Raw genomic sequence first — 14,294 nt, 5'->3', positions numbered from 1 at the left:
GCTAACTTCAACACGATGAACAGGCTCGCAGCGGCAGGTGCGGCGGCACTGCTGACCGCACTGCTCACCCAGCCCGCGACGGCGGCGGCCGCGTCGAACTCGGCGCTGACCTCGATCGCCGTCGATCCGGCCACCAAGATCGAGATGCACGTCAACGCCAACTGTGTGGGCAACAACTGCACATTCGACACCACGGCGAACCTGCTGACCCCCGGCGGGCCGACCGGCTTCCCCGGCGACGCCTGGTCGCGGCAGACCATCACCGTGCGCAGCAACGACCGCAACGTCTGGCAGGAAGTCGAATACAGCGCGCCGTCGGGCACACCCCGCGCGCTCAAGGGCGCCAACCACAACAACGTGCTGTCGAAGATGTACAAATCGCTGCGCGACGTCGAGATCTCGGTGACCTCGTTCGGCGGCGGGCCGATCGAGCGCTACCGCGTCGACGGCGCCTCGATGCCGACCGAGTGGACGACCGGTCGACTGGCGTCCAGGGCCGCGTTCATCGTCTGCAGCCACATCCAGGTGGTCTACGGCGGGGTCAATCTGACCACCCCGGACGCCTGCGCGCAGACCACCTTCGGCTGAGCTACCGGGGCAGGCCGAGTAGCCGTTCCCCGGCGAGGGTGAGCAGGATCTGCTCGGTGCCGCCCGCGATGGTCAGGCAGCGGGTGTTGAGGAACGGACGATCCAGCTTCGAGCAGTCCGGCCAGCCTTCCACCATCTTGACGTTGACCAATACTGGGCTGCTTGCTAGCCACCTCCCGCTGCCGAGGCTCCTACTTCGATCGACGAACGTGACCTGAGATTCGTACCACCCGTAGGCCACCACGTCCGGGACATCAAGCAAAGCCAAGTTGGGTTACCGGAACCAGCGGCGCCTTTCTTGTAGTTCACTGGTCAACAAATGCAAAGGTCACCTACCCGAAACCATTCGTAGTGGAACGGACGTCGCTACGATCTTTCATCAACGACGAGGGGGGATCATGGCGCTTGAGAACTTTCAAGAACCTTCATGTCAAGGGGTCGAGATTCGGGTGCATGGCATCGGCGATCACACCACCTTTAGCGCCCTCGGACAACCTGAATACAAGGACTTGCTCGAGAGTCGGGTCCGGATCGGTAAGGTGCCTAGCCTACCCAGCCACAAGTTGCGCCTTATCAACTGGAGTCGCGCAAATCGAAAGATAACGCGGACGCTTTTTTGGTACCTTGCCTTCCCTTTCACACTTCTAAATCTCGCGGGTTACATGGAACCGACACCAACGCAGCGAAGGTTCCCGGCAATGCGCTTCGGAGTAGCGTGCGCCAGCATCTGTATGACTTTGGCTATGGCTGCTTGGTTGACCGCCATAATTGAAACCGCTTGGCACGCAATCGACACGACACAGGATCGTCTCACTTGGTTCATTCTCTGCATGCTGGGCCCGATGATTTTGATTGCTTTTATATTGCACCGCGCGTTCTTCGGCCAGGCCGCCGTCGATCGCGGTAGTACCGCCGTATCGATAGCAACTATCGCGTGCTTATCGGTTGGGATCGTGTTGCTCACGTTCAAGCCGGCGTCGACAACGCGCGTCACGGCCGACTGGTGGCCTTTCGATGTGCTCAACACGTTCGACCCGATGACACCGATAGTTATAGTCACCACAGGTGTTGTAACGCTCATCGCTCTTATCCTCTCTACAGCGGCTTGCTTGTCGAATAAGCACAAGGCGCCATATGCTGGGGCAGCGATTCTGCTGATCTTCGCGATTGTAATTCTCCACGCCGGTGGCTCGATCCTTCGACTGGCGACGCAAACCATCTTCCAGGCCGCTCCCCTCCGACAAGAACAAGAGGCATCACGATCGATCGCCTACACCTTGCTACCTAAGCCTGACGATTACGACGGTGCCGCACTGAGGATCGATCTCGTTCCGCTCTTCTTAGTCGTGTTCTTGGCAATCTTCGCAGTGTGTCTCTACATCTCATATTCGCGATTGAAAACCCAACAACAGAAGCCACCCACACAGACAGCATCACAGCCGCCCATGTCGGTCATTGGCACCAATGGGAAGCAATACAAGCCGATGGCGACGTCCCACCGACTCGTATCAAACCTTCCAATCATTTTGCCCCGCGCAAGTTTTTTAGCGATTTGTGTAGTTGTTCCAGCGTGGAGCAGCATGATACTGCTATTTCACTTCCTTGGCGGTCGGTGGATTGGCTGGGTCGTAACACTACTCCAGATTTCTGCTGTAGTTGCTGTCGTGATGATTCTTGGACGTAGACCTGAACAGGCGGCACGGCAGCTCAGACGGATATTCGGGTCGCTTGCCGACATAGCAGGATTTTGGTCGCCGGATCTGCATCCACTTGCGGGTGCATCCTACCGTCGCGCCGTGCTGAGAGGGATTCGCGAGGCAATTAACGACTTTATCCAGGTATACCCAAGTGATCCCATTGCCTTGGTGGGACACAGTCAAGGCTCTGTCGTGTGCGCATGGTTTATGCGAGGCGGACATTGGTTCGAGAAGCGAACCGAAGGTCGTACCGACCGACAGGCGATACGTTGCGGCCTTCACGACGTGAAACGCTTGCCATCTAGCCGTATCACGCTTTTCACCTGCGGATCGCCTCTTGCATCCCTGTACGCCACCTTCTTCCCAGGATATTTCGGATCTGAATTCTTCAGAACCACTGAAGAGATGTCGCACGGCTGGATGAACTACTGGCGGTTGACCGACCCGATAGCTACGAGATTGCACGGAGCCACCAACCGGGACTGTACGGAGGACAATTCGGAGCCGACCCTAGGGCATAGTGAGTACTGGCGGGAAACGTCTCTTAGGTCTGACGTGTCGATGTCGCTTGCTAGATTCGTGAAACCGCCTTCGATGTCCCTCTGGTTCAGGAATGGGCGCGAACTAGTTGTGTATCGGTTCGCCCATCGAAGAAGCTATCCCGCTAGCAGTGTTGAGTCGAGGCTATAATCGGCTTCTGAATTCAAGTCTTTTCGGATCTAGATCTTCCCGAAGACTTCATGCACGAAGGGCGAAGGCGGATCATCCGGGGTCGCCTATGCACGCAACGGGAACCTCTCCCTTCTGGACCTACGTTTTAATAGACCGATGCGGTTCAGCGTTCGATCTGGCAACTCGCGGATCTTAAGCTAGGTCGGCTGAGCTACCGGGGCAGGCCGAGTAGCCGTTCCCCGGCGAGGGTGAGCAGGATCTGCTCGGTGCCGCCCGCGATGGTCAGGCAGCGGGTGTTGAGGAAGTCGTGCACCTGCTGGGTGGCCACGGCGCCGGCGCCGTCGGACAGATCCATCCGGAACTCCGCCAGCCCCTGCCGGTACCGCACGCCGATCAGCTTGCGTGCGCTGGACTCCGCACCGGGATCCTGTCCGCCGACCGCCTTCTGCGCGATCCGCTGATCCAGCAGGGACCCCACCTGCGCGGTCAGGATCAGGTGCCCCAGCCGGTCCTGATCGGCGGCGTCGAGGCCGCGTTCGGCCACCGTGCGCAGCAGTTCCTCCATCGGATTGCCCAGTGCGGTGCCGCCGGCCATCGCCACCCGTTCGTTGGCCAGCGTGGTGCGGGCCAGCCGCCACCCGTCGTTGACCTTTCCGACCACCATCTCGTCGGGGACGAAGACGTCGTCGAAGAACACCTCGTTGAACAGCTCGTCACCGGTGATCTCGCGCAGTGGGCGGATCACGATGCCCGGCGACTTCATGTCGATGAGGAAGTACGTGATGCCCTTGTGTTTGGGCGCATCCGGATCGGTGCGCGCCAGACAGACACCCCAGTGCGCCTTGTGGGCGGCCGACGTCCACACCTTCTGTCCGGTCAGTCGCCAACCACCCTCGGCGCGAACGGCTTTCGTCCGCAGTGCGGCCAGGTCCGAGCCGGCGCCCGGCTCGCTGAACAGCTGGCACCACGACAGCTCACCGCTCAGGGTGGCGGGGACGAACTGCTCGATCTGCTCGGGGCTGCCGTGTTCGAGGATCGTCGGCGCGGCCCACCAGCCGATGACCAGATCGGGCCGGACCACCTGGGCGTCGGCCATCTCCTGGTCGATCAACAGCTGCTCGGCCGGCGACGCGGCCCTGCCGAACGGTTTCGGCCAGTGCGGCGCGAGCAGACCGGCCTCGGCGAGCGCGGGCTGACGTTGTTCGGCAGGCAGCTTCGCGATGTCCGCCACAGCGGCGCGGATCTCGGGCCGCAGCCCTTCGACCGAGTCGAGGTCGATCCGCAGCTCGCGGCGCACCCCCTGCTGGGTCAGGTCGGCGATGCGGCGCAGCCAGCGCGAGCGGCCGCCGAGCACCTGCGAAATGCCGTACGCCCGGCGCAGATAGAGATGCGCATCGTGTTCCCAGGTGATGCCGATGCCGCCGAGCACCTGGATGCAGTCCTTGGCGTTGGCCTTCGCCGCGTCGATCCCCGCGGCCGCCGCGACCGCGGCCGCGATGCTCAGCTGCCGCTCGTCACCCTCGGTGACGGCGCGGGCCGCATCCGCCGCGGTGACCGACACCTGTTCGGCGCGCAGCAGCATCTCGGCGCACATGTGTTTGATGGCCTGGAAGCTGCCGATCGGCTTGCCGAACTGTTCGCGCACCTTGGCGTATTCGGTCGCGGTGACCAGCTGCCACCTGGCCAGACCGGCCGCCTCGGCGGCGAGCAGCGTCGCGGTGAGATCCGCCAAGCGTCCGGCGGTGACGTCCAGGGTCACCACGGGTGCGTTGTCGAGGACCACCCGCGCCAGCGGACGGGAGAAGTCCGTCGCGGTCAGCGGTTCGACCGTCACCCCGTCGGCGGTGGCGTCGACCAGCAGCACCGCGTCGCCGGCGGGCAGCAGGAGCAGCCCGGAGGGGTCGGCGCCGAGCACGTGCGGCGCGACGCCGGACGCGGTGGCACCGTCGACCGTCACCTCGGCGGTCAGGCTGAGACCCGCGGTGCGTTCCCCGGACGCCAGCGCCTCGAGCAGGTCGGCGTCGGTCACCACCAGCGTGGCCAGCGCCGTCGTGGCGACCGGCCCGGGCACCATGGCCGCGGCAGCCTCGTCGACCATCGCGCACAGGTCTTCGACGGTCCCGCCGGCGCCGCCTTGATCCTCGGGGATTGCCACCCCGAAGATGCCGAGTTCGGCCAGGCCCGCGTACGCCCGCCGCCAGGCGTCCGCGTCGCCCTGCTCGACTTCGCGGGCGGCTTCCGACGCGCGCGACGCCGCGGCCCAGTCACGCACCATCTCGCGGGCAGCAAACTGCTCGTCGGTACCGGGGCCGGACCCCGACAGCACTGACTGGGTCATTTCCGGACTCCTCGCGTTGGGTGAGAAGGCCATACTCCTCACTAGAACGTGTTCTAATGGTGACAGTGTTCGACCGTCAAGTCGACCGGCATCGCAGCAGGACACGTCGGTGTCGCACCAGTGCTGAGGTGAGAAATCGGAGACCGGCATGCGTATCGTTTCTGGGGGGATACGCAGAACGAAGGAGCGTCAAACGGCATGTCGTCGCCAGCAAGCAACTCGGGTTCACGGCCGCGCGAGGTGACGAACGTGGCGGTGCTCGCGGAATCCGAACTCGGCTCCGAGGCGCAGCGGGAGCGGCGCAAGCGGATCCTCGACGCCACCCTCGCGATCGCGTCGAAAGGCGGTTACGAGGCCGTGCAGATGCGTGCCGTCGCCGAACGCGCGGACGTCGCCGTCGGCACCCTGTACCGCTACTTCCCGTCGAAGGTGCATCTGCTGGTGTCGGCGCTGGGTCGCGAGTTCGAGCGGATCGACGCCAAGACCGACCGGGCCGCGCTCGCCGGTGGCACGCCGTACCAGCGGCTGAACTTCATGGTCGGCAAGCTCAACCGCGCGATGCAGCGCAACCCGCTGCTGACCGAGGCCATGACGCGCGCATTCGTGTTCGCCGACGCCTCGGCCGCCGGTGAGGTCGATCACGTCGGAAAGCTGATGGACTCGATGTTCGCCCGCGCGATGAGCGACGGTGAGCCGACCGAGGACCAGTACCACATCGCCCGCGTCATCTCCGACGTCTGGCTGTCGAATCTGCTGGCATGGCTGACCCGCCGCGCCTCGGCGACCGACGTGAGCAAACGGCTCGATCTGGCGGTGCGGCTGCTCATCGGCGACGGCGACCGCCCTAAGATCTGAACGCGTGGCCGACGGCGTACCGACAGACCTCCGCCAGGCGATCGACCGCGCCGCGCGACTTCCCCGACTGCTGATCGCCTGCGACTACGACGGCACCCTCGCGCCGATCGTGTCCAACCCCGCCGACGCCCGCCCGCTGCCCGCGTCGGCGGCGGCCCTGGAGGAGCTCGCCACGCTGCCGGCCACCGCGGTCTCCCTGATCTCCGGCCGCGCGCTCGCCGTCCTCCGAGAGCTTTCGGGGGCCTCCGAGCGGGTACACCTCGTCGGCAGCCACGGGTCGGAATTCGACACCGGGTTCGTATCGCCGGTCGACGCGCGAGCCGAGGCGCTGCTGGTCGAAATCAAGCGAACCCTCGACGCGATCGCCGCCGACTACCCCGGCGTGACAACCGAACTCAAGCCGGCCAGCGTCGCGCTGCACGTGCGCAACGCGTCGGCAGACGACGGTGACGCGGCGATGCGTCGCGCCGACCGGGCGGCCGCGGCCTGGGATGCACAGGTGACCGACGGCAAGGCGGTCAAGGAGTTCGCCGTCATCCACACCGACAAGGGTCAGGCGGTCGACATCCTGCGCGATCAGCACGACGCCTCGGCGGTGGTGTTCCTCGGCGACGACGTGACCGACGAGAAGGGGTTCCGCCGGATGCGCGACGGCGATATCGGCGTCAAGGTCGGCCCCGGCGACACCGCGGCGGCCTACCGGGTGGACGACCCCTCCGACGTGGCCGAGGCGCTGGAATACCTGCTGGCCGTGCGCCGGCAGGCATGACCGGACCGCGGTCGATGCTGTCCCCCGGCGATCTGGCGTCGCGCACCGCCCGCGCCGTCGCGGCCGCTACCGCCGCCGGGCGCGACCTCGGCCTGCACGTCGACGAACCGCGGGTGCTCTACGACGTCTTCTCCGTCATCGTCCACCTGGCGCCCGCACCGGTGGCGGTGCGCGTGCCGACGGTCCTGCCTCCATCGCTGCGCACACGCCCGGACCGGCAGGCGGCGCAGCAGCGAGCCGAACTCGCGGTCGCGGGCTGGCTGGCCGACCGTGGGTTCCCGGTGGTGCCGCCCGCTCCGCTGGTACCGCGTGAACCCGTTGCCCGAGACGGCTTCTCGATGACCTTCTGGCAGTACCTCGACGCGGTCACCGACGCCGAGCCGGACTGGCGGCGAAGGTGCGCGTCGACAGCGCGCCTGCACGCCGCACTGCGCGAGTACGACGGTGAAGGGCTGGGGTTCTGGACACAGTTCGACACGTACATCCCCGAGGCACTGGCCGAGCTGGAGCACCACCCCGGCCTGCTCGACCGGGCTGATGTGATTCGTGCGCAACGGGATTGGGAGCGCATCGAACCGGTGATGACGTCACGGGCGGCGTTCGAGTCGAAATTCCCCGGCGTCGACCTCCAGCCCGTCCACGGCGATGCCCCGTTCCACAACATGATCGTCACCGCCACCGGCGAGTACTGGTCGGATTTCGAACTGGTGACGCTGGGTGCGGTGGAGTCGGACCTCGCGCTGGTGGGGCCCGAGGGCCGGGCCGCCTACGACGCGGCCGCCACCGAACTGGGTCTGCGCACCCTCGACGAGCGGGTGGTCGCGATCACCGAGTCGGCGGGGCTGCTCGCCGCGGTCGCCGCTCTGGCGATGGCGCCGCAGTTGCCAATGCTCGTCGAAGCGCTGGCGCCGACGGTCGACCTGTGGCGCGCCAGGACCGATTAGTCAGGCGGGCGGGCCCGCGGTGCGGCCGCGCACCATGCGGGTGTCGAGGATGTCGACGACCGGCAGGCCGTTGCGGGGCGGCTGATGCAGCAACCGGCCGGCGCGACGCCCCTTCTCCATGCTGGGTTGGACGACGGTGGTGAGTCCGCGGCGCACCGCGTCGGGAATCCCGTCGAACCCCGTGACGGTCATCTGTCCTGGGACGTAGATGCCGCGCGAGCGCAGATGGTCCATCGCCGACAGCGCGAGCACGTCGGCCGTGCACATCAGCGCGGTCAGCCGCGGGTTGGCGGCCATCGCCACCTCGGCGGCCGCGCCGCCCGAGGTGGGCAGGTGCTCGTAGCTCTCGACGACCGTCACCGCGCGCTGGTCGAGTCCGGCCGCCGCGATCGCGTCGTACACGCCGCCGATGCGTTCGCGCTGGACGTGGAAGTGCGGTGTCCGCAACCGGTCGGGATCGGCGATCGCGGGTCGCGGGCTGCCGTCGGGCCGCTCGAGGCCGAGCCGCATGGTGAGCAGCCCGATCTGCCGGTGACCAAGGCCCAGTACGTATTCGGTGAGCTCGCGCATCGCCGCCCGATCGTCGATGCCGACCCGGGAGGTGCCGGGGACGTCTCTGGGCTGGTCGACGACGACCACCGGCAGGTGCCGCTGCTGCACGACCGGGAGGTACGGATCGTCGTCGCTCGCCGAGTAGATGACGAAACCGTCGACGCCTGCGGCCAGGACGGCTGCCGAACCGTCCTGCACGCTGCGGTTCGGCCCGATGGCGACCAGAAGCAGGCCCTGACCCGCCTCCTCACACGATTCGGCAAGGCCGGCAACGAAGTCCAGCGCGGCCGGATCGCTGAAGGAGTAGTTCAGCGGTTCGGTGATCATCAGCCCGACGGCACCGGCCCTGCGGGTGCGCAGCGACCTGGCGACCGGATCGGGCCCGGGGTAGCCGAGTCGCTTGGCAGCGGTGAAGATTCGCTCGCGCAGTTCGGCCGACAATTGGTCGGGCCGGTTGTACGCGTTGGAGATCGTGGTGCGGCTGACCTTCAGCTCGGCCGCGAGCGAGGCCAGGGTCGCGTGTCGCCGCGGCTCCGCACTCCTGGACATGTTCTGTCACGTTAGCCGATCCGGCCGCCGTCAGGTCACCAGCACACGATCGGCCGACGATCGCAGTCCGCGTTCGACCGCCCACACCGCCGCCCACACACCGCAGGCGATGGTGACGATGACGAAGCTGGGCGGGGCGTTGAACATCGCCGACAGCGCCAGACCCACCCAGACCGCCGCGAGGTTGATCGCCGTCGACAGCGCGATGGCCACCGCGGGCCTTGCGGTCAGCATGATCGCCGCCGCCGCGGGCGTCACCACCAACGCGAACAGCAGCAGCGTCCCGACCGCCTGGACGGCCATGGTGACCGTGAGGCCGAGCAGCACCATGAACACCACCGAGAGCCCACGCACCGGCACGCCCTTCGCGTCGGCCACCTGCGCGTTGACCGAGGTGAACAGCAGCGGCCGGTAGATGACGCCGATACCGGCCGCGAGCACGCCGAGCAACACCGCGAACGACACGATCTGCTCGCCGGTGATCGCGAGCAGGTTGCCGAACAGCACGTTGGTCATCGTGCTCGAATTGCGCGTGGCCAGAGAGTTGAACAGCAGTCCCAGGCCGGTCGCCATGGCCAGCACGGTCCCCGTCGCCACCTCGCGGTCGGCCGCCCGGCGGCCCAGCGCGCCGATCACCAGTGCGCCGCCGATGCAGAACACCCCGAGCCCCAGCGCCACCGGGAGCCCGAGCAGTACGGCACCCGTCGCGCCCGGCAGGCCGATGTGGGCGAGCGCGTGCGCGGCGAACGCGGTATTGCGCACGACGACGAAGTAGCCGATCAGCCCGGCGGCCAACGCGACGACGGTGCCGCCCACGAGCGCGTTGCGCATGAAGGCCGACGTCAGGATCTGCCACCAGTTGTCCTGGTACGAGAGGGCCAGCACCGAGGTCGTCACCGCATCCTCCGCACGAAGAGATCGCCCTGCGGGGTATGCACCACTTCGACCGCGGCGCCGTACAGGTGGGTGAGCAGTTTCTCGTCGACCACCCCGTCGAGGGTGTCGTAGTGCGGATGCCCGTCGAGCAGATAGATCGCACCGGTGAGGATGGGCAGCAGCGGGTTCAGATCGTGCGCGACGACCAGCACGGTCACCCCGAACTGCTCGTTGACCGTCTTCACCAGCGCGACGAGTTCATGCTGGCTGCGCATGTCGAGTGCGGCCAGCGGTTCGTCGAGGATGAGCATCCTCGGGCGGCCGACGAGCGCCTCGGCCAGGGCGACGCGCTGCCGCTGCCCGCCCGACAGCTGGGACAACCGCCGGTCGGCGATCGCCGTCGCGTCGACTGCGGACAGCGCCCGCTCGACACATTCGCGGTCCACCCGTGAGGGCCGGCCGAGACCCCAGCGGTGCCCGTTGAGGCCCAGCATGACCGCGTCCCTGGCACGGACGGCCTCGCCGGCGTTCGATCCGTAGTTCTGTGGGACATAGCCGATCTGGCCGTTGAGCGCACCCGGTGGGCGGCCGAACACCTCGACCCGCCCGGTCGAGGGCGGCAGCAGGCCGAGCACCACCTGCAGCAGTGTGGTCTTACCCGCGCCGTTGCTGCCGATGACCGCGACGACACCGCCGGCCGGGACGTCGAAGTCGGCCTGCGACCAGACCGTGTGACGTCCCCGGACCACGCTGACGTCACGGAACGTCAGCGCCGACTCAGCCGCCGCCGACACCCAGCGCCTCGGCCAGCGCGGACAGTTGGTCGACCTGCCAGGTCTGGAACGACGCGGCATCGGGCGGCATCGACTCCGTCACCTCGACGACCGGCACCCCCGCCTGTTCGGCGGCGGACCGGATCTGTTGCGGCACAGAACCTTCGGTCTGGACGTTGTAGATGAGCACGTCGACGCCGCGGTCGCTCAGCAGGCGCAGGAACGCGTCGAGGTCGGCGGGCGACGGATCGCTCTCGTTCGCGGCGGCGACCTGGTAGCCCTGCGGGGTGCGGTTCGTCAGCCCGACGGCTGCGGCCATGTCGTCGAACACGCTCTCCGTCGCGGCGTAGGTCTTCCCGGAGGCGGTGGCTTTGATGGATCCGATGACCTGGTGGTAAGGGGCGAGCGCATCACTGACTTCGGCCTGACGTTCGGCGAAGTAGTCGGCGGCGTCGGGTGCGAGATCTACGAGTTCGGCCGAGACCGCATCTGCGACGGCCGTCACCGCGGCGGGGTTGTACCAGGCGTGCGGGTTGGCTTCGCCGGCGTCTGCCGAACCGCTGACCTCCAGCGCGTTGACCACCGCAGCGTCGGCCGCTGAACTCGCCGCCAGCTTCGAGGCCCACTCGTCGTAGTGGCCGCCGTTGACGACGATCAGCTGCGCGCCTTCGAAGAGCGCCGCGTCCTTGGGTGCGGGTTCGAAGTCGTGGGGGTCGACCGACGAGCTCGCCACGACGGTGGAGACTTTGGCGCACTGGCCGCCCAGTTGGGAGACGATGTCGCCCCACTGGTCGACGCTCACCACCACCGACACCGGCTCCGCCGGGCAGTCACCGCCGGGCTGCACGCTCGGCGCCGCCGCGTCGTCGCCGCTGGAGCAGGCGGTCATCGCGAGAGCAAGCAGCATCGCCGCAAGACCGGTCGTCAGCACACGTCGGGGGTTCCGTACCACACGCTAATGATAACGGTTTGCATTTCCAGATGCGATTCGAGCCGGCTCAGCCGCCGGTGGCCACCGGTCGCGCCGGGTCGGCACACCACTGCGACCACGAACCCGGGAACAGCCGGCTCTCCACACCGGCGGCCCGCAGCGCGGCGACCACGACCGCAGCGGTGACTCCGGAACCGCAGTACACACCGACCTCCCCGCGCACCCGTTCGAGAACCCCGGCCAGGTCGGCGGCGGGGCGGAAGGTGCCGTCGGTGTCGAGCATGCCGGTACTGGGCGCGTTCACCGCGCCGGGGATGTGGCCGGCCACCGGATCGACCGGTTCCGATTCGCCACGAAACCGTTCGGGCGCCCTGGCGTCGAGCAGCACGCCGTCGAACGCGGCAACCTCGTCGGCGGTCAGGGTGGGCAGCGCGCCCCGGTACAGATCGTCGTGGGCCACCACGACGTCGCCCGGGTGTGGTGTCACCGTGCCGGTCTCGAGCGGACCCGTCCAGGCGGGAAGTCCGCCGTCGAGGATCCGGACCCCGGCGATGCCCGCCGCGGTCAGCACCCACCAGGCGCGCGCCGAACCGGCGCGGTTCCAGTCGTCGTAGACGACGGTGAGCGCGCCCTCGCGCACGCCCCACCTGCGGGCGGCGGCCTGCACCGCGGCGCCCGACGGAAGCGGGTGGCGGCCGCGGCCGGTGACGGCGTGGTCGGACAGCTCGTCTTCGAGGGAGACGTACACGGCGCCGGGGATGTGACCGCTCGCGTAGGCGGCGCGTCCGTCGGGCTGCCCGAGCTGCCAGCGGACGTCGAGGACGGTGACCGGGCCGCCGTCGGCGAGGCGACCCGCCAGTTCTGCTGCGCTGATCAGGATGTCGGCATGTGTCACGACTCGATCGTCGCATCCTAGGCTGGCCGGTGTGACCGACCACGCGTTCACCGACGCCGAACGCCACGCCGTGTACCGCGCCATCACCGAACGCCGCGACATGCGGCGCTTCGTCGCCGGGGAGAAGGTGCCCGACGATGTCCTGGGCCGGCTGCTGGCCGCCGCTCACGCCGCCCCCAACGTGGGGCTGATGCAGCCGTGGCGGTTCATCCGCATCACCGATCCCGACATCCGGCGCGACATCCATGCCCTGGTCGACGAGGAGCGTCACCGCACCGCGGCGGCGCTGGGACCCCGCGGCGAGGAATTCCTGGCGCTCAAGGTCGAAGGCATCCTCGACTGCGCCGAACTCCTCGTGGTCGCGCTGCGCGACGGCCGCGAGCAGCACGTGTTCGGCCGGCGCACCCTGCCGCACATGGATCTGGCATCGGTGTCGTGCGCGATCCAGAACATGTGGCTGGCGGCCCGCACCGAAGGGCTCGGCATGGGCTGGGTGTCGATCTTCGACCCGCGCCGCCTCGCCGACCTGTTGGGCATGCCCGACGGCGCCGACCCGGTCGCGGTGCTCTGCCTCGGACCCGTTCCCGAGTTCCCCGACCGTCCGGTGCTCGAGCTCGACCAGTGGGCACTGGGCCGCCCGCTGGCCGAGTTCGTCACCGAGAACCGCTGGGAGTGAACGCGATCAGTGGTCGTGTCCGACCACCCCGGTGAGCTCGTTGGGGGCCTGCTCGAGCGTCGTCGACGCCGTGACGGCGCCTGCCCGGAGGTCGACCAGGTGGATCTGCCTGGTCGCCGGATCGGTGACATAGACGGCGTCCTCACGGGTGAACACGGTGGGCCGCGGCTGCTGCCAGTCACCGGGCTCGGTCCAGCCCTCGGTGACGCCGATGGTCTTCACCGTGTCACCGGTCACCGGGTCGATCACGTACAGCCGGCCGTCGGTGCCGAGAACCAGCGCCTCGGCCTGCGGACCTCGGGCCAGCGATCGGAACGAGTAGCTGACCGAGGGGGGCAGCGTGACGATTCTGAGCTGGTCGGTCGTGGTGTCGATCAGCGAGAACTGTTGTGGTCGTTCCAATTCAGCGTCCGGGTCGACCTTCATGTCACCGAGCGCCACGGGAGAGTCCTCGTGGCCCCGGAGGTTACCGATGCGGCCGTACGGGGTCGGGCTGGTCAGCTTGGTGAACGCGCCGTTGGCATATTCCAGCGCGCCGTCCTCGCAGCCGAACACCACCGTCTCGTCGGCGACCACCGTCTCACCGTGGACCCCGGGACAGTCCTCGCTGCGAGCGATCTCGCGACCGGCGTCGAGTGCGGCCGCGCCGCTGCGGTTGTCCGGGTCGCCGAGGCTGTGCAGCAGGGTGCCGTCGGCGAGGATCACGGCCACGCCGTGGTGCGGTTGCGGCGTCGAGAAGTTCTCGACCGGCGGGAGGCCGTCGCCGAGCGCGTGTGGATCGAATGCGGTGATCTCACCCGAACCGTCGGCGAACAACACCGTGCGTTCTCCATGCGGCACAACGTGACCCGGCTCGGCGGCGGCGAAGGCGTCATCGGTCAGCCGCCCGCCCGCCGCGTCGAGAACCCGGAATCCGTCCGATGTGGTCACCAGGACGTGTGTGTCGTCTCCCGCCGGGTTCACGCGCAGGAACCCGTCGAGCGGGATGTCCTGTCTCACGTCGAGGGTGTTGCCGTCGAGTACGTAGAGACCGCCGTCGTAGGTGGCGACGAGCGGCTGGTCGATCACCGGGCCCCGTTCACCGTTGCCGGTGCCCGTACACGCCGCCAGGGTGGCCACGGTGCAGGACAGTGCTCCGACGCGGTAGATCCACGGCGAATCCGTCATTTCGCTCCCTTC

Annotated in this window: 13 protein-coding genes and 1 pseudogene; 6 read left to right on the top strand and 8 right to left on the bottom strand. The window is 67.7% G+C overall.

Features of this window, described 5'->3' with window-relative positions; translation table 11 throughout:
* Window positions 1-15: 15 nt before the first annotated feature.
* Entirely contained in the window at window positions 16-588 is a 573-nt protein-coding gene (locus AU195_RS09045; RefSeq protein ID WP_059158698.1) for a hypothetical protein, read from the top strand.
* A 1-nt stretch (window position 589) separates the two neighbouring features.
* Here AU195_RS09045 and AU195_RS26450 read toward each other — a convergent pair.
* Window positions 590-682: pseudogene (locus AU195_RS26450) on the bottom strand (hypothetical protein); the annotation flags it as partial.
* A 304-nt stretch (window positions 683-986) separates the two neighbouring features.
* Between AU195_RS26450 and AU195_RS25645 the strand changes: the two are divergent.
* Window positions 987-2,975, top strand: a complete 1,989-nt coding sequence (locus AU195_RS25645; RefSeq protein ID WP_157531074.1) for a lipase family protein — start codon at window positions 987-989, stop codon at window positions 2,973-2,975.
* Between the two features lie 193 nt (window positions 2,976-3,168).
* On the opposite strand, the gene AU195_RS09040 is transcribed toward AU195_RS25645, so the two are convergent.
* Complete coding sequence (locus AU195_RS09040) at window positions 3,169-5,295, bottom strand: acyl-CoA dehydrogenase family protein (RefSeq protein ID WP_059158697.1); 2,127 nt, start codon at window positions 5,293-5,295, stop codon at window positions 3,169-3,171.
* Window positions 5,296-5,544: 249 nt separating this feature from the next.
* On the opposite strand from AU195_RS09040, the gene kstR reads away from it, so the two are divergent.
* Genes kstR through AU195_RS09025 form a run of 3 tightly spaced genes read left to right on the top strand, consistent with a single transcriptional unit; the run spans window position 5,545 to window position 7,863 of the window.
* Complete coding sequence (gene kstR, locus AU195_RS09035; RefSeq protein WP_167535186.1) at window positions 5,545-6,150, top strand: cholesterol catabolism transcriptional regulator KstR; 606 nt, start codon at window positions 5,545-5,547, stop codon at window positions 6,148-6,150.
* A 4-nt stretch (window positions 6,151-6,154) separates the two neighbouring features.
* Window positions 6,155-6,919: a trehalose-phosphatase gene (gene otsB / locus AU195_RS09030; protein ID WP_059158695.1), complete on the top strand. Its 765-nt coding sequence runs from the start codon at window positions 6,155-6,157 to the stop codon at window positions 6,917-6,919.
* Window positions 6,916-7,863, top strand: coding sequence for a phosphotransferase (locus AU195_RS09025; protein WP_502687323.1), 948 nt, complete (start codon window positions 6,916-6,918; stop codon window positions 7,861-7,863). Before otsB ends, AU195_RS09025 begins: the two co-directional genes overlap by 4 nt.
* Here the strand turns inward: AU195_RS09025 and AU195_RS09020 are convergent, their stop codons facing one another.
* The 5 genes from AU195_RS09020 to AU195_RS09000 form a co-directional block, all read right to left on the bottom strand.
* The gene (locus AU195_RS09020; RefSeq protein WP_059158694.1) at window positions 7,864-8,964 is read right to left on the bottom strand and encodes an Rv3575c family transcriptional regulator; all 1,101 of its coding nucleotides are present in this window, start codon (window positions 8,962-8,964) and stop codon (window positions 7,864-7,866) included.
* 30 nt (window positions 8,965-8,994) lie between these two features.
* The gene (locus AU195_RS09015) at window positions 8,995-9,861 is read right to left on the bottom strand and encodes a metal ABC transporter permease (RefSeq protein WP_059158693.1); all 867 of its coding nucleotides are present in this window, start codon (window positions 9,859-9,861) and stop codon (window positions 8,995-8,997) included.
* The gene (locus AU195_RS09010; protein ID WP_059158692.1) at window positions 9,858-10,634 is read right to left on the bottom strand and encodes a metal ABC transporter ATP-binding protein; all 777 of its coding nucleotides are present in this window, start codon (window positions 10,632-10,634) and stop codon (window positions 9,858-9,860) included. The genes AU195_RS09015 and AU195_RS09010 overlap by 4 nt, the downstream gene beginning before the upstream one ends.
* Window positions 10,618-11,502, bottom strand: coding sequence for a metal ABC transporter solute-binding protein, Zn/Mn family (locus AU195_RS09005; RefSeq protein WP_059158796.1), 885 nt, complete (start codon window positions 11,500-11,502; stop codon window positions 10,618-10,620). Before AU195_RS09005 ends, AU195_RS09010 begins: the two co-directional genes overlap by 17 nt.
* 109 nt (window positions 11,503-11,611) lie before the next feature.
* The gene (locus AU195_RS09000) at window positions 11,612-12,439 is read right to left on the bottom strand and encodes a sulfurtransferase (RefSeq protein WP_059158691.1); all 828 of its coding nucleotides are present in this window, start codon (window positions 12,437-12,439) and stop codon (window positions 11,612-11,614) included.
* A 31-nt stretch (window positions 12,440-12,470) separates the two neighbouring features.
* Between AU195_RS09000 and bluB the strand changes: the two genes are divergently transcribed.
* A complete protein-coding gene (gene bluB, locus AU195_RS08995; protein ID WP_172800511.1) occupies window positions 12,471-13,115 on the top strand; it encodes a 5,6-dimethylbenzimidazole synthase in 645 nt (214 codons plus the stop codon).
* Window positions 13,116-13,121: 6 nt separating this feature from the next.
* Here the strand turns inward: bluB and aztD are convergent, their stop codons facing one another.
* Complete coding sequence (aztD, locus tag AU195_RS08990; RefSeq protein ID WP_059158690.1) at window positions 13,122-14,282, bottom strand: zinc metallochaperone AztD; 1,161 nt, start codon at window positions 14,280-14,282, stop codon at window positions 13,122-13,124.
* Between the last annotated feature and the right edge of the window lie 12 nt (window positions 14,283-14,294).

Origin of the sequence: Mycobacterium sp. IS-1496, assembly GCF_001499995.1 — a bacterium.
Taxonomy (GTDB): domain Bacteria; phylum Actinomycetota; class Actinomycetes; order Mycobacteriales; family Mycobacteriaceae; genus Mycobacterium.
Note: the sequence above shows the minus strand (reverse complement) of the source record. Positions and strands in the feature narration are given on the sequence as shown.